Source organism: Candidatus Binatia bacterium (assembly GCA_035631035.1).
Lineage (GTDB): Bacteria > Eisenbacteria > RBG-16-71-46 > SZUA-252 > SZUA-252 > DASQJL01.
On the sequence record DASQJL010000014.1, the window covers coordinates 1 to 23,191 of the forward strand.

The window sequence follows — 23,191 nt, forward strand, 5'->3', positions numbered from 1 at the left end:
CGACTGGGCCAAGGTCGTTCTCGTCCCCGGACTCGGCATGATCACCGCGTCCCGCGACAAGCGAGGCGCCGTCACCGCCAACCTCTGCTACCGCGCCGTGCTCGAGACGATCGCGAACGCGGAGTCGCTCGGCGGTTTCCGGTTCATCCCCGAGTCGGACGTCTTCGAGTTCGAGCGGTGGCCCCTCGAGCGGCGGAAGGTCGACGAGCAGGACGCGAAGGAACGGAAGTCGCTGCTCCTTTCGCGCCATGTGGCGGTCGTGATCGGCGGCGGAAGCGGGATCGGCAGGGCCGCGGCCCGGCGCTTTGCCGAGGAGGGCGCGCATGTCGTGGTGGCCGATCTCGACGCCGCGGCCGCGGACGCGGTGGCGAAGGAGGTCGGAGCCTCCCACCCGGGGCGCGCGATCGGGGCGGCGCTCGACGTCCGCGACGATGCGAGCATCGCAACCCTGATTCGCCGGACCGTGCTGGAGTATGGCGGCCTGGACTCGCTCTTCTACACGGCCGGTCAAGCGCCGCGATTCGCCGGCGTCACCGACCTCCGGCGCGAGGACCTGCAGCGCCAGTTGGACGTCCATTACCTCGGCGCCGTCCTGGCCGTGGGCGCCGCGGCCTCGGTCCTGCGGCGCCAGCGGACCGGCGGCGCGATCGTCGCCTCGGTGTCGAAGGCGGCGATGGCGCCCGGCCGCGACGCCGCGGCCTACGGTGGCAGCAAGGCGGCGCTGATGCAGGCGCTCCGCGTCGCGGCCGTCGAGCTGGGCGGCGACGGCATCCGGGTGAACGCCATCAACGCCGACCAGGTCGAGACGCCCCTCTTCCTCCGGTTCGTGGAAGAGCGCGCCGCCATGCGCGGCATCACGGTCGCGGAACAGCTCGAGGCATACCGCAAGCGGAACGTCATGGGCGTCTCGCTCATTCCGGCCGAAAGCGTCGCCGATCTCGCCGCGCTGCTCGCGAGCGAGCGCTTCCGCTACACCACGGGCGACATCCTCACCGTCGACGGCGGTCTCCCGGAGGCGTTCCCCCGCTAGATCGGTCGCCCGGCCTCGATCCAGCGGGCGGGCGAGTGAGCCGAATCCCCCCCGATTTGCGCGTCTAGGAACGTAACCCGCGATCTCCAGGGACCGTGCGTCCCCTGGCCGATTCACGTCATGGCTCGCGCTCCGTGGGAGGTCACGATGCATCGCAGGAAGCTGCTTGTTCTGGCCGTGGGTCTGGCTCTGCTCCCGGCCACGGGAGGGCGGGCCCAGATGATCCCGCTCGCGGACGTTCGGGAGAACTCGGCCGACGCGACCGCCTTCGGGATCACCGACGCCCAGTTTCATCACCCCCCGGCGCCCTTCGCCTACTGGGAAGACAACGCCTCGGCCCATGTCGACAACCCCGATCCCGAGGGGTCCGGCTTCACCGACGCCGGGGCCTATTCCATCTCGGAGTTCTTCCCGGCGGGCATCAACGCCTCCGGCGGCACGGGTGGGAGCTGGCAGATCGTCCCCGGCCAGTACACCGCGCTCTCCTACGTGAACTTCAAGTTCCGGGTCGATACCTGCTTCGACTACAAGATGGACGCCTGGTTCACCCCGGGAGACCTGGGGTCCTCGCCGGACAGCCGCGTTGCGCTCGGGGCGTCGGGGACCAACGTCGACTACCAGAGCACGACGAGCGAGACTCATCAGACCGGACGCCTTCCCGCGGGCACCTACGAATTGGAAGGAAAGTCGTACATCATTTCGGATCAGGAAAACACGTCCGGCCCCGTCTACTCCATCATCTGGACCTGCACGCCCTGCTCGGCCACGCTCGTCCGATCTCATCCCGTGGATCGCACGGTGGCCTGCGGCGGCACCGCGACGTTTTCCGTCGTGCCGACGACGCCGGTGCCCCCCGGCCTCACCTATCAATGGCGGAAGAACCTCGTCCCGCTTGCGAATGGAGGGAACCTCGGGGGCGTCACGACGCCGACGCTCACCATCTCGAGCGCGTGCACGTCGGACCAGGGCTACTACGACGTCGTCCTGAGCAACGGCACGATCGTGGAGCCGAGCCGGCTCGCGCACCTTGGGGTCACGACGGTGGTGACCGGGGTCGACGAGACCGAGTCGGGGCAACGCCCCTTCTCGATCGAATCGGCGGGGCCCAATCCGTTCAGCGCCACGACGTCGTTCCGCTACGCCGCGGCCAGACCCCAGTACGCGAGAATCGCGATCTACGGCGCTTCGGGCGCGCTCGTTCGATCGCTGGTCGATGGGATGGTTTCGGGCGTGGGCACCGTCACCTGGGACGGCACGACGCGCACGGGGTCACGCGCCCCCGCCGGCATCTACTTCATGCGCGTCGACGCGGGGTCCGGCCGGGAGACGCACAAGGTGGTGCTCCTCCGGTAGGCTGGCGCTCCCACTAGGTTTCCAGCTTCATCTTCTTTAGAAATGGGCGCCACCTGGGGTCGCGGTGGAGGCTTCGGAGGCATCGCGTCGCCTTCATGGCGGTGATTCCGCCGTCCTTCTCCACGTAGGCGCGCTCGAGCCACTCGAACGCCTCGTCCACCTGGCCGCGTGAACCGTACACCTCGGCGATCTGGAAGGGGCATTCCGAACGGTGCTTCTCGATCAGCTCGGCCAACGCCGCGTCCGAATCGGCTCGATGGCCGAGTCGATGGAGGACGAGGGCACGCGCCCAGATCCGGAACCCCTCATGCGGCTCTCGCGCGAGCTGCGCCAGGGCCTCTTCGCCGCGGCCCAGGTCACAGAGCACGACCGCAAGGATGGCGTTCGTCTTGATTCTTCCCGGCGTGAGCTCCAGGGCTTTCCGTAGAGGGGCCTCGGCTTCGACGTCGCGATCCGCCGCCTGGAGCGCGAAGCCCAAGGCGCCGTAGCTGCCCGCGCTCAGGGGATCCTGCTCCAGCGCGCGCTGGAACAGGGGGATCGCTCGCTCCAGATCGCCCAGCATCCTGGCCAGACTGGCGGCCCCTCGGAGCGCCTCGACGTTCTCCGGCGCGAGCTCCAGGGCACGCGCGAAGGAACCATTCGCGCCCTGAAAATCCCAATCGTGTGCGGCTTGGATCCATGCGATCTCGATATGGCCCTCGGGGAGCTCCGGTTCCAGAGACCGCGCCCGCTCGGCCGCATCCCGGGCTCGCGCGTACCCCTCCGCCACCGGAGCCCAGGCCATGTCCGCCTGCACGCCGTAGGCATGGCTCAGTTCCGCCCAAGCGAGGGCATAGGACGGGTCCATCGCCAGCGCCTCGCGCAGGTACTCGATGGCCTTCCCGGTATCCTCGCGGGTCATACGATCCAGCAGATATCGGGCGAGAAGAACGATCCGGCGCGCTTCGGGGTCCACCCCGCGCCCCTTGGTCGCGCGCGCCACGTCCGCTTTCGCCTCACCACTGGCGTCGGAGTCGTCCTCGCCCCCCAGGAGCGTCGCGCGCAACTCCTTCACCACCGACTGCGCGATGTCGTCCTGGACCGCGAAGATGTCCTCCAGCGTCCGGTCGTACGTTTCCGACCAGAGATGCGAGCTGTCCCCAACGTTCACCAACTGGACCGACACGCGGATCCGATTGCCCGCCTTGCGAACGCTCCCCTCGAGGAGCGTCGCCACGTTGAGCGCCCGGCCGATCTCCGCGACCGTCGCCTGCTTTCCCTTGAACGCGAACGCCGAGGTGCGCGCCGTCACGCGCAGTCCCTTGATCTTGGCGAGCACGTGGAGCAGCTCGTCCGCGAGCCCGTCGGAGAAGTACTCGTCGTCCGCGCTCGCGCTGCGGTTCGCGAAGGGCAGCACCGCGATCGATGCGAGATCCACCGACGGCGGCTTGGGCGAGGCTCCGCGCTCGAGAAGGTTCCGCAGACGGCGAAGCTCGTGGGACACGTCAAGCGCGGATTGAATCCTCTCGCGCGGGTCCTTCTCCAGGCATCGGCCTACGATGCGCGCGAGGTCGTCGGGGACATCCGCGCGGATCCGGTTCAGCGCCTCCGGCGTGTCCCGCAGGATGGCCGACGTCACTTCGGCGTGGCTCGTTCCGAGGAACGGCCGGCGCCCCGCCGCGAGCTCGTAGAGGATGATGCCCAGGGCGAACAGGTCGCTCCGCGCGTCGACCGCCTCCCCCCGAAGCTGTTCGGGGGCCATGTAGGGCACCGTCCCCGCCACCTGACCGTCCACGGAAAGCGGAACCTCCACGGTGACCGCGGCGCTCGTTTCCTCGGCGGCGCCATCCAGGCTCATCATCTTCGCGAGGCCGAAGTCCAGGACCTTGACTCGGCCCTCGCGCGTCACCATCACGTTCCCAGGCTTGAGGTCGCGGTGGATCACGCCCCTCGCGTGGGCCGCGGCGAGGGCGTCGGCGAGTGGTACCGCGAGATCGAGGAGCTTCGGTAGCGGAAGGCCGCCGGGAGCCACGAGATTCGAGAGCGTCTGTCCCTCGACCAGCTCCATCGTGAGGAAGCGGACGCCGTCGGCCTCCTCGACGGAGTAGAGGGTGACGATGCTGGGATGGTTGAGCCCGCCGACGGTGCGCGCTTCACGCTCGAACCGGGCGAGACGCTCCGGGGAGGACGCCGCATCCGCCGGAAGCACCTTGACGGCGATGTCGCGGCCCAGGCGGCGGTCCTGGGCGCGATAGACCTCCCCCATGCCGCCGGCGCCGAGCAGGCCGACGATCTGGTACGCGCCGAGCCGGGTTCCTGGCGTGAGGCTCACGAACGGGGAAACGCCTCCACTCCGTAGTCCAGACCGTCGCCGCGCCCCTTGATTCCTTCCATCCTCTTCAATGCCATGGCGCTCTCCGTGGGTCCTGCCGTCCGGCAAGTGGTTGAGTATGGCGTAGTTGGCGGCCGGTGCAATCGGGGAATTGTCGGGCGTCATGGCGCGGCTCTATTGTTCACCCGTCCAGGCCTCCCCCCACCCCGAAAGGATCCAGAATGCGAATCCGTGGATTCATCTGCTTCGCTGTCGGCTTGGTTCTCACCGCGGCGATGGCACGTGCCGAAGAGATTACCGTCGTGAGTGGCGTGCTCGGGCCCGAAGGACCGCTATTCGTCGACGGGAATCTCTACTACGTGGCATGGACGTCGGGCACGCTGTCGAAGTGGGATGGCAAGACCACCACGGTCCTGAACTCGCTACCGGGCTGCAGCCACAATGGCCTCGCGCTCACCAAGCGGAAGACGTTCTTGCTCGCGTGCACCGACGAGCATGGCGCCATCCTCGAGCTCGACATGAAGGGCACCCCATTGCGCCGGTGGGACGCCGATGACCAAGGCCGCAAGTTCGATGGAGGCATCAACGATATCGTGGTCACGGCGAGCGGCGGCGCCTATGCCACCGTGTTCGGTCCCTATCAGAGCGTTCCGACGGCGGTGGCGGGCCGGATCCTGTACCTCGCTCCGGGCGGGCAGCAGTGGGTCGAGGTCGCGAACGATCTCAACTACGCCAACGGCATCGGCATCTCCCCGGACCAGAGGACGCTTTACGTCAGCGAGACCGTCGGGAACTGCATCCTGAAGTTCGCGGTCAACCCCGACGGCTCACTGGGTCAGCGCGCGAACTTCGCCCTGCTGAGTCGCCTGACGCCGAACAAGAACGACTCGTGGTGGCTGGGACCGGACAGCATGAAGATCGACGGCAGGGGCAATATGTACGTCGCCCAGTGGTTCGGCGGGAAAATCCTGAAGATCGCTCCCGACGGCACGCTGCTGCACGTGTTCCCGATTGCCGCGGGCGACGGCACGACCAATGTGGCGTTCGGCCCGGGCGGGAAAGACCTGTACGTCACGGTCGTGAAGGACCCGAATGACCCGCAGGCGACGGGCAGCATCGTGAGGATCCCGAACGTCGAGTAGCGGCAGCAAACCGAAGCGCGATTGACTATCGGAGCCGCACCACCCGGCGGGTCTCGGCGCGTTCGCCGGTCACCATGCGCACGAAATAGACGCCTGAAGCCGTGGGCGCGCCCCGGGAGTCCAGTCCGCTCCACGATACCTGGTGACTGCCCGCGCTCCAGAGGCCTCGCGCCAGGGTCGCCACCTCGCGGCCGTCCACGCCGAACACGCTCAGATCCACGGCCTGGGAACGCGCCAGCGAAAACGCGATCCGCACGGGACCCGCCGCCGGGTTGGGCCACGGCTTGCGCAGGGTGACGGCCACGCCCGCGACCGGCGTGACGCCGGTCACGCCCATCTCGATCTCGCTCCGGATCCACGCGGCGTTCTCGGCGGTGATGGCCACGTGCTCCTCATTCGTGCCCTGCGCGTAGATGGCGTCGAACGGCGTGTTCGACACGGGATTCGGATCGGCCGCGACGTTGTGGAAGAGGTCGGTCGTGTTGTAGGCGAGCGCGCTCACCGTGGGAATGAAGCAGTGGCTCTGGTGAAGCGCGACGATATCCCCGTACGGAGCCGCCACGGAATCGAGCTGCGCCATGCTGGCCCGCGATCCCCCCGGGGCGCCGTCGTACGGCTGGGTGCCGTTGACCGTGACCGCCTGCGATGCCGTGGTGATGAACAGCACCCGAGTCTTGCCGTCGAAGATCTTCGTGCTGGTCACGCTGGGGACCGCCCATACGTTGCCGGTGATCCCGGCGAGCAGGTCACTGTAGTTCCACTGGATGAGCTGCGCGCCCGGCGCGAAGCCCTGGCTGGTCCCGTTGTCGCTTCCGTTGGCGATCGCCACCAGGCGCGGCTGGGCCGGCCAGTTGCCGACAGCGGCGAGATCCGTCCCGAACGTTCCCCGCAGCGGATCGGGCTGCCCCGTGCTCCCGGCCGGATCGGTGTAGTGGTAGACGAGCATCTGCCGCGCGGCGGGCCGGTTGAGCTCGGCGAGGAATACCGCCGCGTCCGCCGATTGGGAGGAGAAGAAATTGATCCAGTACTGGATCCCGAGCGGGATGTTCGCGCCCAGATGGGGCACGTCGAACGAGATGAACGTGCGCACCGAATGAGGCAGTCCATTCGTCTCCATGTAGGCGAGCGCGTACCGGCTCACGAGACCGCCCATGCTGGCGCCGGCCAGCGCCACCGTTCGCTGCGATCCCACGATTCCCTGGATCTGCTGCAGCAGGTCGACCAGGACGAAGGCGTTCCGCTGCAGGTAGTCGGTCGCGTCGGTGAAGTTGAGCACCACGGCGTCGTAGCCGTCCGCGCGCAGGTTCTCGATCAGGTTCTCCTGGTTGAGCAGCGCGTACAGCTCGTCCCAGTTCATGCTGTTGTCGAGATCGAAACCCTCCACGACGATCGCGGGGTTCTGGATCTGGGCGTGCCCCGGCGCCAGGTAAACGTAGCCGTCGCCCGAGGCAACGCCGCCGAGGTACGGAATGGTTCCGGTGGCGTGCAGCGTGTCGTCGGGGGTGGGCGTGGTGAGCGCGCGGACCGAGAAGGTGAACGCGGCCTGCAGCGTCGCGCCGGCGGCGGTGGCGGCGCGCAGGCGCAGCGTCTTGGTGCCGGCCGTCGCGTAGCGCGCGGTGAGCGGCTGGTCGAAGCTCATCGCCCGAAACCCGGTCCCGTCATCGAGGTCGGCCTCGAGCCGGGAGATCGCGCCCGTTCGGTTGCAGAAGATATCGTCGCGGTCGAGAACGAAGCGGACCTCGGCCCCCCGATAGGTCCACTCCTTGAGCGCGGCGGCCGCGAACGCCGTGCGGACTTCGAACGCCTCGCCGCTTCCCCGCTCGAGATGCCCATCGCGCATCACGACCGCTCCCCGCTCCAGGGCGTCGGGGCGGATGCGCTCGTACCCATCGAAGACCACCGCGAGCGGCACGGCGTCCTGACGCCGGCGCGCGCGCTCGATCAGCGCGTCGGCCGGCGGCCGCTGGGCGGGGTCGGCCGACGCCCGGCGCAGCTCCTCATACAGCTGACGCCACAGACCCTGCGAAGCGACGGCGTGTCCATCCCCGGCAAAGCGGTCGATCCCCGAGAGCGGGAGCACGCGATCGTAGAGGACGCCGGTCTTGAGATCGCGGGTGTCGAGACGTCCCAGCGCTTCGCCCAGCCGGTCCTGGATGACGTCGGCGAAGGCACCGCGCGGGATCAGGAGGGTGATCAGAACCGTCACGATCGCCAGCGCAACCACGGCGGCGGGCCGGAAACGGCGATGCGGCGTCACGATGCGGAGCACACGGCCTCCTCGCGGGCATGGAGGTGATGAAGTGGCCTGAATGGGCGGCTGAAATTGTAGCACACGCCCCCGGTCGGCCCGGGACGCTAGGGGCGAAACCACCGCCGTGCGAGCGCCTCGAGATCTCCGGCTACGTCCGGAGCCGGAAGCCGCTCCAGATACCAGCGCAGGTTGCTGTGCCGATGGAGAAGCGCGTAGGCCATGATGCGCAGCGGGAGCTCGTCGTCGATGCTTGCGCCGTAGGCGTCCAGAAAGGCGCGGAGGAGCCCGGGCTCGGCTGCGGCCAGGAAGATGCCGACAGCCGCCAGTTCGTACTCGGGCGCGCCGAGCAGAGCATCCTCGAAGTCGAGGAGACCGCTGAGGCGCCACGCGCCGTCGCGGCGATCGACCAGGAAATGCTCCCGCATCACCTCGGTGTGAAGCAGGACGCGCGGGCCTTCGTCGGCGGGAGCCCACCGAGCCAGAAAGCCGTCGAGGGCTTCCACCCACGGAGCCGCCAGGCCCTTGGCATTCTGATTGGCGCGGCACGAGGCGCGCTGGGCGGCCATGAAGCGTGGCCAGTCGATCGCCGTGGAAGCGACCTGGTCCGCCAGGATCGCGTGCAGCGCGGCGAGCGCCGCGCCCGCTTCGCGCATCAAGGAGATGCGGTTTTCGCTTGCGATCGTGGGCCATGCCTCGGCCATCGAGCGTCCCGGCAGGCGCGTCATGACGACGTACGACCACGGGCCGCTCTCGCCCGAGCCGATCAGGCGCGGGGTCGGGACCGGGAGACGCCCCTCGATGTGCTCGAGGGTGGCCCGTTCGGTGTCGAACCACGACCGGTCCGTCGGGGGGAACAGCTTCACGACATGCTCGTCCCCCACGGCGAACACGGGAACCGAGCCGGAGGGGAAACGCTCAAGGCTTCCCTCGAGCGAACGTTCGCGTCGGATTCCCTCAACGACCTCGGCGCACTCCTGGCCCTCGCTGCCCGTCTTCATTGGCACTCCCCTGAGGGTACCCCCACACTCTACTCCACCCTCTTCGCCGGCATCGCGCTCCCACCCTGGAACAGCGTCAGCGCCGACGCGCGACCGTCGTCGCCGATCACGAATTCGATCCGCGCGTCGGCGACCTTGAAAAAGAACGCGGTCTCCGACTCGGCGAAGGCCTCGGCGGGGTGCTGTCCCGTCGCCTGCATGAAGAGGCGCGTCCCCTCGCGCGTGATGGTGAGCCGGAAGCCAGGCTCGAGCTGGTAGACCCCAAGCAGCCTGTCGAGCTTCTCCCCCGTGAGGGCGATCACCTTGCGCGCGGCGGGGGTGTCCGCGACGCGCTTCCCCACCTGGGCCGGGTGTCCGCGCGCGACCAGGACGACCGATTCGACCGCGCCGGACGCTCCGATCCTGAACTTGAGACGGGAGAACGCCTTGTCGAAGACGAACTCGTCCCGGGCGACGGGCACGAGCCTGAACTCCGGCCCACCCTCTCGCCGGGCGCTGAGCTGTCCGTCCTCGAATCGTATCGTACACTTGACGCCATCGAACTCGTAGACGCCGGCAAACCGGCGCTTCGCCTCGTCCGGCATCGCCACGGGCGTGGCGTTCCAGCTCTGCCCGAGCGCCTCGAGCGCAAGCCTCATCGCGGTATATTCGAGATCGCTCTCCGAGTCGACAGCGTTGTGCAGCACCCCGACGAACAGCTTCTTCTCCGGGACCAGCACGCCGTAGCTCATGAAGCCCGTGATGCCGCCCCCATGGGCGACGAAGCGCATTCCGTCCTCGTCCGTCACCCTCCAGCCGTATCCGTAGCCGGTCGGCGTCCCGTCCTTCGTCCGGCTCTGCGTCCAGGCCCGGTCCAGGAGCGCCCTATCGATCACCTTGCCGGCGACGAGGAGCTCGTTCCACCTCGCGAGGTCATCGACGTTCGACTCGATGGAGCCCGCGGCGTACGGCTGCGTCATGCTGATGTAGCCCGCGTTCTGAAGCGCGGCGTCGGAGCCGCGTTCGTACCCCTTGACCCGCCCCGCCCGGATCCGGCTCTCCTCGACCACCCCCGTGTTCTTCAGGCCCAGGGGAGCCAACAGTCTCGCCAGCATGTAATCGGCGTACGTCATGCCGCTCGCCTTCTCGATGATGATGCCGAGAAAGAGATAGTTGCTGTTGCTGTACATCCACCGGGTCCCGGGTTCGAACGCCGCGCTCGCGTTTCGTAGGCCCTCGACGAGCTGCATGGGCGTCTTGTCCTCGCGGACGCCGTTCTCGTAGCCCGGCAGGTCGTTATAGCTTCTCAGCCCCGAGGTGTGGGTGAGTAGCTGCTCGACCGTGATCGCCTCCGCTCCCGGAAATCCGGGAACGTACTTCGAGAGCGGATCCTCGAGCTTTACCTTGCCCTCCTTCACGAGCTGGAGGATGGCGACCGCGGTGAATTGCTTGGTCATCGATCCGATGCGAAAAACCATCTCGGGCTTCGCGGCCACGCCGAGCTCCAGGTCGGCCAGCCCATAGCCCTTCCTCAGCAGGGTCCTTCCATCCTGCACGACGATGACGGAGCCGCCCGCGCCGCTCCCCGCGAACGCTCCGGCTGCGATCGCGTCGAGCCTCTCAGGGATCGCCCGATCCCTGGCCAAGACCCGTGTCGACAACGTGAGAAGGACCAGCAGGGCCGCGACGGCAGCGGTCATTCGCGTCATGTTCTCTCTCCTTGGGTTACGCTGTCGAGCATGGTGACCGATCGAAGACCTTCGCGCGGCAAGCTCCGCCTGGAGTACGACGAGAGCAGCCGGCTCACGGAACTCCCGGTGCCGCTCTCGGACGGGCTGACACCGCTCTTCGGCCAGCTCGAGTCCGCCCGGGATGCGGAGGCGCGCGGCCCCCTGAGCCAGACTTGCGAGGAGTTGCTGCGTGGATTCGCGGAGTTCTACAACGTCGAGCCGCCGGCCCTGAAGCTCCTCGGGGTCCGCCCGCACCGGACGCGCGAGGGCCGCTTGTCGTACGAGCTCCTGGGAGACTACGACCTCGCGCTCGCGCGCGTTCGGCTCTGGACGCGAACGCCGATGATCCGAAAGTGGACCTCGAGCCGGACGCTCCTGTCCACGCTGTGCCACGAGTTCATGCACCACATGGACGTCGTCAAGCTCCAGTTCCCGAGGAGCTACCACACCACGGGCTTCTTCGAGCGGACCCATCGCCTGTACCTCGGCGTGACGGGGCAGCCCTACTACCGGCTCGCGTGGCAGAAGGCGCAGCGCGACGGTTCGCGCTCCATCGACTGGCCCGAGACCCATCGCCGGAGAGCCAGTGTCCAACGCTAGGCGACGACGTGCGCGGTCGCGCCGAGGCCGGCATGAGGCACCTTCGCTCCCTTGATCATCAGCCAGAAGATGATCGGCACTTCCCCGAAGTAGAGCGGCATCATCGCGCGGGTAACCGCACCCTTGTAGGCCGGCAGCGCCAGCGCCGTGACGCTGCTCACGATGTAGGCCGAACCCGCGATCATCAGCAGGACGCCCAGCACCCGAGGCAAGAAGCCCGACCGGATGACGAGGATGCCGAAGGGGAAGAGCCAGAGACCCCAGAAGCCGATGGAGACGGCCGCGCCGGCGGCGTGAAGCCGAAGAAACCCCAGGGCGAGCGCCTCGCGCTGCGGCCCGGTGAACGCGGAGAGATAGCCTGCGCCGCTCAGCAGCACCAGCGGCGCGAATCGCGCGAGAAGGTTGGCGAGCGAAACGGCGACCCCGACCGACACCAGCACCACCATCAGCATCGCCTGGCCCCGGTCCGTGTCCCGGAGCAGCTGGTAGAGGTTCACGACCAGGAAGAGGAAGAGGACGAGCGTGCCGAAGCCCAGCAGGATGTCGATGCGGTACAGGAGCTCGCCCGTTGTGATGTTGCGGGCCGTGGCCGCGGCATCGCCGATCACGGTAAACGCCGGCATCATGAACTCCCCGACGATCGCCACGATCATGAAGATGAAGTAGAGCACTCCCGCGCGGCGTGCCGTTGCATTCCGTGTGTCCATAACCTGCCTCCGAGGATCGGGTGAGGGGCGCGCGTTCATCGCGCCGGCGATGCTGCGTGAACGGGCGGAAGGCGGACGCCCTTGACCAGCAGCCATAGGGCGAGCGGCACCTCGAAGGCGGCCATCGGCGCCCACATGAGCCAGGTGACCGGTCCATGAACGAATCCGGCGAGCCTCAGCGGAAGCCCCACCACGAGCAGTGCCGAGGCGGCCACGCCCAGGGCAGCCAGGGGGAGAGGAACCATGCGGCCACGCAGCAGAAGGTAGGAAAAGAGGGTGCTGCCCACGGCGAAGAAGGTGCCGCCAAGGACGGGGCTCCATGCTCCGACCTGGAATAGAAACGCGCCCAGCGCCTGCACCATCGCGGTGTCCGTGCCCTTGGCTCCCATCGCCGTCGAAAGCCAGAGCAGTCCCAGGGTTCTCGAGACGACCACGCCGGCGAGGACTCCTTCGACCACGCGACAGGTCAGCCCCAGCATCGCGAGGTCGGCATCCTGCTCGCGCGTGATCGCGTACAGGGTCGTGGCAAGCACCAGGGCCGAGAGCCCCTGGAGCAGCACCAGAACGACGACGACCCCCACGGTCATCGGATGCTGGGCCATGCTCGCCAGCCTGGTCGCGGTCCCCTCGCCGTGGGTGGCCCAGCCGGACAGGGTCATGCTGAGGATTCCGGCGCCGATGTAGAACAGAAAGGTGAAGCCGGCGATCCGTGCGTTCATCGTGCGAGTCATGCGGCGCCTCCCCAGGGTCGTCCGTAGCGCGACGCTACCCTCGGAGGATGCCCGGGCGGCGACGTGGGGTGGCGGCGTTTGCGACGAGCGGCGGGTTTCGGGGATTGAAGCGGGGTGGAAGCCGACGAACGACGGACCGACCGACGGTGCCTACATCTGCCGGAACCGATGGAGGTAGCTGCGGCTGACCGGCAGCACTTCCTTGCGCCCCTTCAGGTGAATCTCGGCGGATTCGTTGTCGCCGCGCAGCACGTGGCTGATCGCCTTCAGGTTGACCACGACCGACCGGTGCACCTGGGCGAACTGCGCGGGATCCAGCTGCGCGGCCAGCTGTCTCAGCGGGATCCGGACGAGCGCCTCCTGGGGGCGCCCCACCTCGCCGCGCCAGGCGACCCTCGTGTACTTGGTGTCGGACCGCAGGTAGTCGACGTCTTCGACGGGGATCAAGCGCAGAGCCTCTCCGACCTGAGCGTGAATCCAGCGCAGCGGCGCCGACAGAGCCGCGCCATCTCGCAGTCGCGCCATCTCCTCCACAAGCTGCTGCAGCAACGCCTCGGTGTTCCGTGCCGGCTCGGCCGCGCGAAGGCGTTCCTGGAGCCGCGCCACGGTCTCAGCAAGGCGCGCCGACTCCACCGGCTTGACCAGATAGTCCAACGCCCCCTGCGCGAAGGCTTCCACGGCGTAGTGGTCGTACGCCGTGACGAACACCAGGTGCGCGCGGCGGCCGATCTGGTGTGCCGCCTCGACGCCGGACAGGCCGGGCATGTGCACGTCGAGGAAGCAGACGTCGGGCCGCAGAGCCTCGAATTGCGCGACCGCTTCACGGCCATTTCGCGCCAGGGCGACCACCTCCAGCTCGGGCCAGGCCAGAGCCAGCTGCTGCGTCAGCGCCTCCCGCAACAGCGGCTCGTCGTCGGCGATCAACGCCTTCGGCCGGGCGCGCATCAGCGCGGCGCTTCGCGCGCGGGGAGATCCAGCTCGGCGCAGACGCCCCGCGGGCGCTGCGCGTTCACGCGGAGCTCGGCATCGCCGCCGAAGGCCAGCTGAAGGCGCTGGCGCAAGGTCGAAAGACCGGTCCCGAGTCCATTCCCCTCCGGCTGCAGGCCGGCGCCGGTGTCGCTGACGCGGACCACGTAGCGGTCGCCTTGCCGATGCACGTGAATGTCGATGCGCCCCCCCTCCTCGCTGGGGTCGATCCCGTGGCGCACCGCGTTCTCCACCAGCGTCAGCAGGGTCATCGGCGGGCAGTGCAGCGCCAGCGCGGTCTCATCGACATGCAGCGAGAACTGCAGGCGGTCGGGGATGCGCAGGTGCATCAGCTCGAGATACGCCCGGACCAGCTGCAGCTCCTGGCCGAGCGTCGTGCTCGGCTCGCCCAGGCGCGGCACCGCGGCGCGCAGATACGCGATCAGATGGCGCAACACCTCCGAGGCCCGCGGCGACCCGGCATCGACCAGCGCCTGCACGTTCGCCAGCGTATTGAACAGGAAATGAGGGGCGACCTGCGCCTGCAGCAACCGCAATCGCGCGTCCAGCGCCTCCCGCTCCAGCTCGCTGCGTTCCAGGTCGAATGCCAGTGCCTGGTGGCGCGCCAGCGCATCCTTCTGCCGCACCAGAGCCGCCAGGGCGACCCACGGCGCGACCAGCAACCCGAGCCCCTGGATTTCCCATGCCGGCGCCACGCCGAACACCGGGAAGAGGAGCGTGCCGATCGGCATCGCGAGCGCGACACCCGTGACCTGCAACACCCAGCGGGCGAGCCACGACGGGAGCCGCCTCGGCCACTGCTCGAACAAGCGGAACGCCAGCAGCCCGAAGAGGCCCAGGAGCGTGATGCGAACAATTCCGGATGGCCCCCACCGGAAGCTGAAGAGGATACCGAGGGCAAGCGAGAGGAGCAGCGTAAACTGCACGCGCCGCCAGTGGAAGATCAGCGCTCGGCCACGCGGTTCATGGCGGAACGTCTCGGCCGTCCCGAGCGTCTCACTTCCACGCATGGCTCAGGACCTCGCGGCATCGGGCATGCGAGCGATGGAATTCCCAGAATGGAAGCCGGACGGACCAGAGGAAGAGCGGATCGCGCTCGGACACAGCGCGCTCGAGCCAGCGGACGGCGTCCTCCTCGAGCCCCGCACTGCCAGCCGCCACGGAAAGCCAGGCGGGCGACATGAACTCGTGGCGCGAGCGTCCCTCGAGCTCGTCGTAGCACGCGCGCGCCCGCTCAGGGCGGCCGGCTTCGCCGAAGGTCCAGGCCAGCAGCCCGAGCGCCCAGGCGTGGCGGCCCGATTCCATCAGCAGAACCGGCGCCTTCTCGATCGCGCGTTCGATCTGGCCGGCCCACGCATGGCTGCGTATCAGATTCCAGTGGGCGAAGAAAGATTCCGCGTCGAGGCCCATGGCACGCTCCGCCTCGGCGACGGACTCCTCGTGCCTTCCCACGATCCCGAGAACGTACGAATACATGCTGACGACCCAGGCGTTGAGGGGATCGTCCTGGACCGCACGGCGGGTCTCGACCAGGCCCTCGTCGTCCGGCATGACGCCGCGGAGGACTCGCCACAGCGCCCACTGGGCACGGGCCGTGGAATTGCGCGGCTCCGATGCGAGTGCACGCGCGTACAAGGAGTCCGAGCGCTCGAAGTTTCGCTCGTATTGCTCTTCGACGGCCGCCAGCGTCGCCCAGGCCTCGGTGAGCCCGGGATCGATCGCCAGGGCTTGCTCGGCCAGGGCTTTTGCTTTCGGCATGACGTCACCGGGCGGAGCGGCGCTGAATACCCCCATGAGCCGGTTGGAGTCGGCCAGGGACGCCAGGGGTTCGGCGTACTGGGGGTCGATGGCGCTCGCCTTTTCGAAACATGCAACGGCCTGGGCCATGAACCGGCCACGCTTCATCTGAAGCGCGCGTCCCCGCAACAGCAGCTCGTAGGCCTCCACATTCCTGGTGCCGCCGTGCACTCGACTTCGGATGGCGTCGGCCTGGAGGCTTCCGCGAAGCCGCGTGGCAATGGCGCTGGCGATCTCGTCCTGCACCGCGAATACGTCGGTCATCTCCCGATCGTAACGTTCCGACCAGAGCTGGTACCCATCGGCAGCATTCGCGAGTTGTACCGTGATGCGCAGTCGCGAGCCCGCCCGGCGAACCGTCCCTTCCAGGACCGTGGTCACATCCAGCGTCTCGCCGATGGACTTGAGGTCGACTCGCCGGCCCTTGAACGAGAAACATGACGCGCGCGCCGCAACCCACAGACCTTCCACCTGCGCCAGCGCGTTCAGGATCTCGTCGGTGACGCCATCGGCAAAATATTCGTCGTCGGCACCGCTCAGGTTCTCGAACGGCATCACCGCGATCGATTTCTCACGACCCGCATCTGCCCTTCCGCTGCTCGACGCTATGTCCGCCAGCTCGAGCCTCACATCCCGCACGTCCCGTGGTCGTTCGTCCGCGTTCTTGCGGAGGCAGCGTCGCAGAATCTCGCGGATCCGAGCCGGGGCAACCGCCGGCAGCATCGTCCATTCGGGCTCACGCTCGAGAATTCGCGCGATCAGATCCGAAGCCGTTTCGCCGTTGAAGGCCGCCCGTCCGGTGAAGCATTCGAAAAGAACGCAGCCGAACGACCAGAGGTCACTCCGGCGATCTACCGGCTTGCCGCGCGCCTGCTCGGGACTCATGTAGGCCGCGGTGCCGAGGATCATGCCGGCTGCCGTGAGGCCCGAATTCCCCAGGAGCGTTGCCGAATCCGGGTGCATCGCACCATCTCGCCCTATCGAATCGCTCTTGGCGAGTCCGAAATCGAGCACCTTCACCATCCCCGCCGGATTGATCATGACGTTGCCTGGCTTGAGGTCGCGATGCACGATCCCGCGCTCGTGAGCGGCTTCGATTGCGCCTGCGATCTGAATTCCCACCGCCAGGGCCTCGCCCTGAGGCAGCGCACCGCGCGCCAGGCGCCCGGCAAGCGTCTCGCCTTCGACGAGCTCCAGGACGAGGTACGGCACGCCATCTGCCTCCTCGAGGCCAAAGATCGCCGCGATGTTGGGATGGTTCAGAGAAGCGAGGGTCTGGGCTTCGCGCCGAAAGCGAGCCAGCCGTTCCGGGTCGCCCGCAAACGCCGACGACAGCGCCTTGATCGCGACCTCCCGCCCGAGCCGCGCGTCGCGGGCGCGGTAGACCTCGCCCATGCCTCCGGCGCCGAGTCGGCCGACGATCTCGTAATGGGCCAGCTTGTAACCGTTCGCGAGGGACATTCGGCTCCGGGCCAGAATCGTTGAGATCAGGTTGTTGCGGAGAAAGATGGGAAGGCGATTGTAATGGAACCGGAGGCGACTTGCCATGGGTTGCCGGCAGGATCGCGGGGCGAGATCGACTCCACACTCCGGTACTGGTACGAAGGTAGCAATCTCCATCGGGTGGTTAGCGACCTAAGTAGACTGTGCCGCGCCTTGTCCCAGGGACGGCAATCCGTCATCATGCCCCTGGGGTAATTGCTTGCGGAACGAAGTGGCAACACCTCACGGGAAAGGGCGTTCATGCCAATGGTGATCGGCGTTCCGGCCGAAACGGCGGCCGACGAAAAGCGCGTTGCAACCGTCCCCGAAGTCGTCGAGAAGCTGATCAAGCTCGGCTTCGCGGTGGCGGTCGAGAGTGGGGCCGGGGCGGCCGCGAACTTCGACGACGACGCCTACCGCGCGGCGGGCGCCGAGGTGATCGACGGCGCGGCGGCGCTCTGGGCCAAGGCGGACATCGTCTTCAAGGTGCGCGCCCCATCGGTCGAGGAAGTCGGGCTGATGCGGGTGGGCGGCACGCTGGTCTCCTTCATCTGGCCGGCGCAGAACCCCGAGCTGATGAAGCGCCTGGCCGATAAGAAGGCGACGGTGCTCGCGATGGACAGCGTGCCGCGGATCTCGCGCGCGCAGAAGCTCGACGCCCTCTCCTCCATGGCCAACATCGCCGGCTACCGCGCCGTGATCGAGGCGGCGCACGCCTTCGGCCGGTTCTTCACCGGACAGATCACCGCGGCCGGCAAGGTGCCTCCCGCCCGGGTCTTCGTCATCGGCGCCGGCGTCGCCGGGCTGTCGGCGATCGGCACGGCGTCGGGCCTCGGCGCCGTCGTCCGCGCGAACGACACGCGTCCCGAGGTTGCCGACCAGGTGGTCTCGATGGGCGGCGAGTTCGTCCCCGTCGACTACCAGGAAGAGGGCTCGGGCACCGGCGGCTACGCCAAGGTCATGAGCGAGGGCTTCCAGAAGGCCCAGCGCGAGGTCTTCGCCAAGGAGATCAAGAACGCGGACATCGTCATCACGACGGCGCTCATCCCCGGGAAGCCGGCGCCGCGCCTGATCACGGCGGCGATGGTTCAGTCCATGAAGGCCGGGAGCGTCATCGAGGACATGGCCGCCGAACAGGGCGGCAACTGCGAGCTCACCGTGCCGGGCCAGGTCGTGGAGCGGCATCATGTGACCATCATCGGGTACACCGACCTCGCGAGCCGCCTGGCCAAGCAGGCCAGCACCCTCTACGCCACGAACCTGTTCCGGCTGACCGAGGAGCTCTGCAAGGGCAAGGACGGCGCCATCAACGTCGACATGGACGACGAGGTCATCCGGGGCACGACGGTGATCAAGGACGGCGCGATCACCTGGCCCCCGCCCGCCCCCAAGCTCTCCGCGGCGCCGGTCGCCGCGGCGCCCGCCGCAGCGGCGGTGGCGAAGCCGGCGGAGTCGAAGGGGCACGGCCACGGGGCGGCGGAGCCGGCCTCACCGGCGCGCACCGCGATCCTGTTCCTGGTCGCGGCCGCGCTCTTCTGGTTCATCGGCGCGAAGGCGCCCGCGGCCTTCCTGCCCCACTTCACGGTCTTCGTGCTGGCCTGCTTCGTGGGGTACATGGTGGTCTGGAACGTCACCCCCGCGCTGCACACGCCGCTCATGAGTGTCACGAACGCGATCTCCAGCATCATCGCGATCGGCGCCCTGGTGCAGATCGCCCCGCCGCTGATGAGCGGGGCGGAGGGCGGCGCGCGTCCGGCCACCTGGATTCTCGGGCTGGCGGTGGTGAGTCTCACGCTCGTATCGATCAACATGTTCGGCGGATTCGCCGTCACGCGCCGCATGTTGGAAATGTTCCGGAAATAGGGGGGCCTAGTGTCCGCGAGTCTCGCAACCGTCGCCTACATCGCCGCAACGATCCTGTTCATCCTCAGCCTGGGCGGGCTCTCCAATCCGGAATCTTCCCGCCGGGGGAACCTGTTCGGCATCATCGGCATGACCCTCGCGGTCCTGGCCACGATCTTCGGACCGCAGGTGACACCGGCCGGCTACGCATGGATCATCGGCGCGATGGCCGTCGGGGCGACGGTCGGGCTCTTCGCCGCGCGCATCGTGCGGATGACGCAGATGCCCGAGCTGGTCGCGCTGATGCACAGCCTGGTGGGTGTCGCGGCCGTGCTCGTGGGCTTCGCCAACTACATCGACCCCGCGGGCGCCGGGCGGTTCACGGGCGCGGACAAGACGATCCACGAGATCGAGATCTATCTCGGCGTCCTGATCGGGGCCGTGACCTTCTCAGGATCGCTGATCGCGTTCGGCAAGCTGGCCGGCAAGATCAGCGGCAAGCCGGTCATCCTGCCCGGTCGGCACCTCTTGAACCTCGCCGGTCTCCTGGCGGTGATCTGGTTCGGCGGCTCGTTCATCCGCGCGCATGACGTCGCGCAGGGCCTGACCCCGCTGTACGCGATGACCGCCATCGCGCTTCTCTTCGGCGTCCACATGGTGATGGCCATCGGCGGCGCCGACATGCCGGTGGTGGTGTCGATGCTCAACAGCTACTCCGGATGGGCGGCGGCGGCGACCGGCTTCATGCTGTCAAACGACCTCCTGATCGTGACCGGCGCCCTGGTGGGATCGAGCGGCGCCATCCTCTCCTACATCATGTGCCGCGCCATGAATCGCAAGTTCCTCTCCGTGATCGCGGGCGGCTTCGGAACCGAGGGCAGCGCCAAGCCCGCCGCCGGCGTGCAGCCGGCCGGCGAGGTGGTGCCGATCAACGCGGCCGATACGGCCGAGCTTCTGCGTGACGCCAAGAACGTCATCATCGTGCCGGGGTACGGCATGGCCGTGGCGCAGGCGCAGCACACGGTCTACGAGATCACCAAGTACCTGCGCGACAAGGGCGTCAACGTGCGCTTCGGCATCCACCCGGTCGCCGGCCGCATGCCCGGCCACATGAACGTGCTGCTGGCCGAGGCCAAGGTGCCCTACGACATCGTGCTGGAGATGGACGAGCTGAACGGGGACTTCGCCACGACCGACGTCGCCATGGTCATCGGCGCCAACGACATCGTGAACCCGGCGGCGGAGGACGATCCGACCAGCCCGATCGCCGGGATGCCGGTGCTCGAGGTCTGGAAGGCCAAGACCTCGATCGTCATGAAGCGCAGCATGGCGTCCGGCTACGCCGGCGTGGACAACCCGCTCTTCTACAAGGAAAACAACCGGATGCTGTTCGGGGACGCGAAGAAGATGCTGGATGAGGTGCTGGCCTCGCTGAAGAACTGAGCTCGAGGCGGAGCGGTCAGTCCAGCCGGAGCTGCGCGGTCTCGGCGCGCTCGGCGTCTTCCGCCCCGCCCGGAGCTTCCAGGTTGTGAACCCCCGCTCCGAGCAGCCGCACGGGGCGTCGGCCGGCTTCCGTCTTGTCCAGCAGCAGGACGGCGCGCCGGACGATTGCGTCGGGGTCGCTCGTGGCCGCCTCCGAATGGCTGCGGGTGATGGTCGTGAAATCGTCGTAGCGGACCTTGATCGTCACGGTCTTGGCCACGATCCCCTTCCGGCCCAACCACAGCGCGTTGTCGCGCGCCATTCCCGCGATCTCCTGGCGGATCCGCTCCAGGTCCAGCAGGTCCTCCGCATAGGTGCACTCGGAAGAAGACGACTTGGAGGCGCGGTTGGGCTCGACCGGGCGGTCGTCTTCGCCGCGAGCCAGCCGCTGCAGCCATTCCGCCATGCTCCCGACCGCCTCGCGCAGGACCGCGGCGTCGGCGCTCCGCACGTCCACGAGCCGCTCGATGCCTCGGGCCCGCAGCCGCTTCGCGGTCACGGGACCGACACCCCACAGCGCATCCACCGGAAGCTGATGGAGGAACGATTCGATCCGTTCCGGCGCGACCACGGTGAGACCGTCGGGCTTGCGCCACCCGGAGGCGATCTTGGCGAGGAACTTGTTCGGCGCCACGCCTGCGGACGCCGTGAGGCCGACCGTCTCGCGGATCAAGACCTTGAGCCGCCTCGCCACGTCGACGCCCAGCGGCTCGCCCCAGGCGTTCTCGGTCACGTCGAGGTAGGCCTCGTCGAGCGAGAGCGGCTCGACCAGGGGGGTGACCTCGCGGAGAAGGGCGAAGACCTGCTGCGAGACCGATCGATACTTGGAGAAATCGGGCGTCACGATCATCAGGCCGGGGCACAGGCGGACGGCCCGACTCATGGGCATGGCCGAATGGACGCCGTGCCGGCGTGCCTCGTAGCTCGCGGCGGCGACCACGCCGCGCGAATCGGGAGAGCCGCCGACGGCCACCGGCACGCCGCGAAGGTCCGGCCGGTCGCGCTGCTCGACGGACGCGTAGAACGCATCCATGTCGATGTGGACGATGCGTCGGATCAAGGGATTGGGCCCGGGCGCCTGCTGTCGAACCACCTGCCGCCGATTCTACTCCAACTGGAGCGTCATGAAGACGCTGTGCGGATCCTCCCGGTAGGGGGCGAAGGGAGGGCAGACGGTGAAGCCGAAGCGGGCGTAGAGCGCGCGCGCCGGCGCGAACCCCGCCATCGAGCCGGTCTCCAGGCTCACGCGCCGATAGGACCGCCTGCCGGCCTCGTCCAGGATGTGCGCCAGGAGCCGGGCGGCCACGCCCTTTCCTCGGTGCGCCTCGGCGGTGTGCATCGACTTGATCTCGCCATGGTCGGGAGCCAGCTCCTTGAGAGCGCCGCAGCCCGCCAGCGCACCGTCCGCCCAGACGCTCCAGAACGTGACCCCGGGCGAGCGCAAGCGGTCGAGGTCGAGCGCGTGAATGCTCTCGGGCGGCGAGTGCTTCGCCGCGTGGGCGAGGTGGGCCCGGAGCAGCGCGGCGATCTCGGGACCCCGCAGGTCGTCTTCGCGAATGAGGAAATTCATGGAGTGATCCCTTGTACCGGAAATCGGGTGCACTTGCCAGGGGCGCTCGCTAGACTCCCCCGCCAGCGCTGATTCGGGTCCAACCGGCACGCTTCGGAGGTGCGGCATCCAGTACACGACTCTAGGCCGAACCGGGCTCACCGTCTCCCGCCTCTGCCTCGGCTGCATGAGCTACGGCTCGCCGGAATGGCGCCCGTGGGTGCTCGACGAGGAGGCCGCCCGACCCTTCTTCCGGCGGGCCATCGACCTCGGGATCAACTTCTTCGACACGTCGGACATGTACTCGCTCGGGGTGAGCGAGGAGATCACTGGCCGCGCGCTGCGCGATTTCGGGCGGCTCGACGAGGTCGTGATCGCGACCAAGGTCTTCTACCCGTCGTCGCGGCCGGCCGCGTGGTGGAACCCCACCGTCGAGGGGGGCCCTCCGAACACCTGGGGCCTCGGGCGCAAGCACGTGGTGCAGGCGTGCGAGGCCAGCCTGCGCCGCCTGGGCGTGGACACGATCGATCTCTATCAGCTCCACCGGGTCGACCCCGCGACGCCGGTCGAGGAGACGCTCGAGGCGCTCGATCTGCTGGTGCGCCAGGGCAAGGTGCGCTACATCGGCTGCAGCTCGACCTGGGCCTGGAAGCTGATGAAGGCGCTCTCCTATTCCGACTCTCGCGGCCTTACGCGATTCGTCTCGATGCAGAACCACTACAACCTGATCTACCGCGAGGAGGAGCGGGAGATGCTTCCGCTCTGCGTCGACCAGGGACTGGGCGTCATCCCCTGGTCGCCGCTCGCCCGCGGGCTCCTCGCCCGCGAGCCCGGAGAGCCCACGCCCCGCGAGAGCGGCGACGCGGCCCTGGCCGGTCAGCTCTACGACCATGCCGGCGACGCCGACGTGGTCGAAGCCAACCGCCGGGTGGCGGCGGAGCGAGGCGTCACGCCGGCGGAGACGGCCCTGGCGTGGCTCCTCTCTCGACCCGGCGTGACCGCGCCCATCGTCGGAGCGACACGCATGGAGCACCTGGAAGCCGCCGTGCGCGCGCTCGACCTGGTCCTCGCGCCCGAGGAGATCGCCGCGCTCGAAGCCCCCTACCGCCCGCACGCGGTTCGCGGATGGATTCGGGCGTGATCCCCGATCCACAGCCGACGGGCGTTGAGATCCGGCCGGCGACCGCGTCCGACCGGGCTGCGCTCGGACGCTACGGGGC

Annotated in this window: 18 protein-coding genes; 7 read left to right on the plus strand and 11 right to left on the minus strand. The window is 68.3% G+C overall.

Annotation, left to right across the window (positions count from 1 at the left end; genetic code table 11):
- Both VE326_01410 and VE326_01415 read left to right on the plus strand, forming a co-directional pair.
- On the plus strand, window positions 1-1,030 hold a 1,030-nt coding region (locus VE326_01410; protein HYJ31854.1), incomplete at its 5' end, for an SDR family oxidoreductase.
- A gap of 147 nt (window positions 1,031-1,177) precedes the next feature.
- Complete coding sequence (locus tag VE326_01415) at window positions 1,178-2,383, plus strand: FlgD immunoglobulin-like domain containing protein (protein HYJ31855.1); 1,206 nt, start codon at window positions 1,178-1,180, stop codon at window positions 2,381-2,383.
- Window positions 2,384-2,396: 13 nt separating this feature from the next.
- Here the strand turns inward: VE326_01415 and VE326_01420 are convergent, their stop codons facing one another.
- Window positions 2,397-4,694: a protein kinase gene (locus tag VE326_01420; protein HYJ31856.1), complete on the minus strand. Its 2,298-nt coding sequence runs from the start codon at window positions 4,692-4,694 to the stop codon at window positions 2,397-2,399.
- Between the two features lie 221 nt (window positions 4,695-4,915).
- On the opposite strand from VE326_01420, the gene VE326_01425 reads away from it, so the two are divergent.
- The gene (locus VE326_01425) at window positions 4,916-5,836 is read left to right on the plus strand and encodes an SMP-30/gluconolactonase/LRE family protein (GenBank protein HYJ31857.1); all 921 of its coding nucleotides are present in this window, start codon (window positions 4,916-4,918) and stop codon (window positions 5,834-5,836) included.
- A gap of 25 nt (window positions 5,837-5,861) precedes the next feature.
- Here VE326_01425 and VE326_01430 read toward each other — a convergent pair whose 3' ends face one another.
- From VE326_01430 to VE326_01440, 3 genes are all read right to left on the minus strand, one after another.
- Window positions 5,862-8,105, minus strand: a complete 2,244-nt coding sequence (locus VE326_01430; protein ID HYJ31858.1) for a FlgD immunoglobulin-like domain containing protein — start codon at window positions 8,103-8,105, stop codon at window positions 5,862-5,864.
- 86 nt (window positions 8,106-8,191) lie between these two features.
- Window positions 8,192-9,085, minus strand: coding sequence for an aminoglycoside 3'-phosphotransferase/choline kinase family protein (locus tag VE326_01435; protein ID HYJ31859.1), 894 nt, complete (start codon window positions 9,083-9,085; stop codon window positions 8,192-8,194).
- Between the two features lie 29 nt (window positions 9,086-9,114).
- On the minus strand, window positions 9,115-10,773 hold the full coding sequence (locus tag VE326_01440; protein ID HYJ31860.1) for a serine hydrolase: 1,659 nt from the start codon (window positions 10,771-10,773) through the stop codon (window positions 9,115-9,117).
- A 30-nt stretch (window positions 10,774-10,803) separates the two neighbouring features.
- Here VE326_01440 and VE326_01445 point away from each other — a divergent pair, with 30 nt between their 5' ends.
- Window positions 10,804-11,394, plus strand: a complete 591-nt coding sequence (locus VE326_01445; GenBank protein HYJ31861.1) for a hypothetical protein — start codon at window positions 10,804-10,806, stop codon at window positions 11,392-11,394.
- Here the strand turns inward: VE326_01445 and VE326_01450 are convergent.
- From VE326_01450 to VE326_01470, 5 genes are all read right to left on the minus strand, one after another.
- Complete coding sequence (locus VE326_01450) at window positions 11,391-12,101, minus strand: DUF4386 domain-containing protein (GenBank protein HYJ31862.1); 711 nt, start codon at window positions 12,099-12,101, stop codon at window positions 11,391-11,393. The two genes, VE326_01445 and VE326_01450, sit on opposite strands and share 4 nt — an antisense overlap.
- Before the next feature lie 35 nt (window positions 12,102-12,136).
- Entirely contained in the window at window positions 12,137-12,832 is a 696-nt protein-coding gene (locus VE326_01455) for a DUF4386 domain-containing protein (GenBank protein ID HYJ31863.1), read from the minus strand.
- A gap of 150 nt (window positions 12,833-12,982) precedes the next feature.
- On the minus strand, window positions 12,983-13,777 hold the full coding sequence (locus tag VE326_01460; protein ID HYJ31864.1) for a LytTR family DNA-binding domain-containing protein: 795 nt from the start codon (window positions 13,775-13,777) through the stop codon (window positions 12,983-12,985).
- Window positions 13,777-14,829: a histidine kinase gene (locus VE326_01465; GenBank protein ID HYJ31865.1), complete on the minus strand. Its 1,053-nt coding sequence runs from the start codon at window positions 14,827-14,829 to the stop codon at window positions 13,777-13,779. Before VE326_01465 ends, VE326_01460 begins: the two co-directional genes overlap by 1 nt.
- Window positions 14,816-17,077 carry a protein kinase gene (locus VE326_01470; protein ID HYJ31866.1) on the minus strand — a complete coding sequence of 754 codons (2,262 nt, stop codon included), beginning with the start codon at window positions 17,075-17,077 and terminating at the stop codon, window positions 14,816-14,818. The genes VE326_01465 and VE326_01470 overlap by 14 nt, the downstream gene beginning before the upstream one ends.
- A gap of 282 nt (window positions 17,078-17,359) precedes the next feature.
- Here VE326_01470 and VE326_01475 point away from each other — a divergent pair, with 282 nt between their 5' ends.
- Both VE326_01475 and pntB read left to right on the plus strand, forming a co-directional pair.
- On the plus strand, window positions 17,360-18,961 hold the full coding sequence (locus VE326_01475; GenBank protein ID HYJ31867.1) for a Re/Si-specific NAD(P)(+) transhydrogenase subunit alpha: 1,602 nt from the start codon (window positions 17,360-17,362) through the stop codon (window positions 18,959-18,961).
- A gap of 9 nt (window positions 18,962-18,970) precedes the next feature.
- Complete coding sequence (gene pntB, locus VE326_01480; protein HYJ31868.1) at window positions 18,971-20,383, plus strand: Re/Si-specific NAD(P)(+) transhydrogenase subunit beta; 1,413 nt, start codon at window positions 18,971-18,973, stop codon at window positions 20,381-20,383.
- Window positions 20,384-20,399: 16 nt separating this feature from the next.
- Here pntB and dinB read toward each other — a convergent pair whose 3' ends face one another.
- Entirely contained in the window at window positions 20,400-21,515 is a 1,116-nt protein-coding gene (dinB, locus tag VE326_01485; protein ID HYJ31869.1) for a DNA polymerase IV, read from the minus strand.
- 12 nt (window positions 21,516-21,527) lie between these two features.
- Window positions 21,528-21,992 (minus strand): GNAT family N-acetyltransferase, encoded by a 465-nt coding sequence (locus tag VE326_01490; GenBank protein HYJ31870.1) that lies wholly within the window; start codon window positions 21,990-21,992, stop codon window positions 21,528-21,530.
- 106 nt (window positions 21,993-22,098) lie between these two features.
- On the opposite strand from VE326_01490, the gene VE326_01495 reads away from it, so the two are divergent.
- Window positions 22,099-23,112 (plus strand): aldo/keto reductase, encoded by a 1,014-nt coding sequence (locus VE326_01495; GenBank protein ID HYJ31871.1) that lies wholly within the window; start codon window positions 22,099-22,101, stop codon window positions 23,110-23,112.
- The last annotated feature ends 79 nt before the right edge of the window (window positions 23,113-23,191 follow it).

Coding starts and splice junctions, on each gene's coding strand:
- VE326_01435 (HYJ31859.1), bottom strand. CDS start 9,085: ATGAAGACGGGCAGCGAGGGCCAGGAGTGCGCCGAGGTCGTTGAGGGA.
- VE326_01455 (HYJ31863.1), bottom strand. CDS start 12,832: ATGACTCGCACGATGAACGCACGGATCGCCGGCTTCACCTTTCTGTTC.
- VE326_01460 (HYJ31864.1), bottom strand. CDS start 13,777: ATGCGCGCCCGGCCGAAGGCGTTGATCGCCGACGACGAGCCGCTGTTG.
- VE326_01445 (HYJ31861.1), top strand. CDS start 10,804: ATGGTGACCGATCGAAGACCTTCGCGCGGCAAGCTCCGCCTGGAGTAC.
- VE326_01475 (HYJ31867.1), top strand. CDS start 17,360: ATGCCAATGGTGATCGGCGTTCCGGCCGAAACGGCGGCCGACGAAAAG.
- VE326_01440 (HYJ31860.1), bottom strand. CDS start 10,773: ATGACGCGAATGACCGCTGCCGTCGCGGCCCTGCTGGTCCTTCTCACG.
- VE326_01425 (HYJ31857.1), top strand. CDS start 4,916: ATGCGAATCCGTGGATTCATCTGCTTCGCTGTCGGCTTGGTTCTCACC.
- VE326_01465 (HYJ31865.1), bottom strand. CDS start 14,829: ATGCGTGGAAGTGAGACGCTCGGGACGGCCGAGACGTTCCGCCATGAA.
- VE326_01450 (HYJ31862.1), bottom strand. CDS start 12,101: ATGGACACACGGAATGCAACGGCACGCCGCGCGGGAGTGCTCTACTTC.
- VE326_01415 (HYJ31855.1), top strand. CDS start 1,178: ATGCATCGCAGGAAGCTGCTTGTTCTGGCCGTGGGTCTGGCTCTGCTC.
- VE326_01490 (HYJ31870.1), bottom strand. CDS start 21,992: ATGAATTTCCTCATTCGCGAAGACGACCTGCGGGGTCCCGAGATCGCC.
- VE326_01470 (HYJ31866.1), bottom strand. CDS start 17,077: ATGTCCCTCGCGAACGGTTACAAGCTGGCCCATTACGAGATCGTCGGC.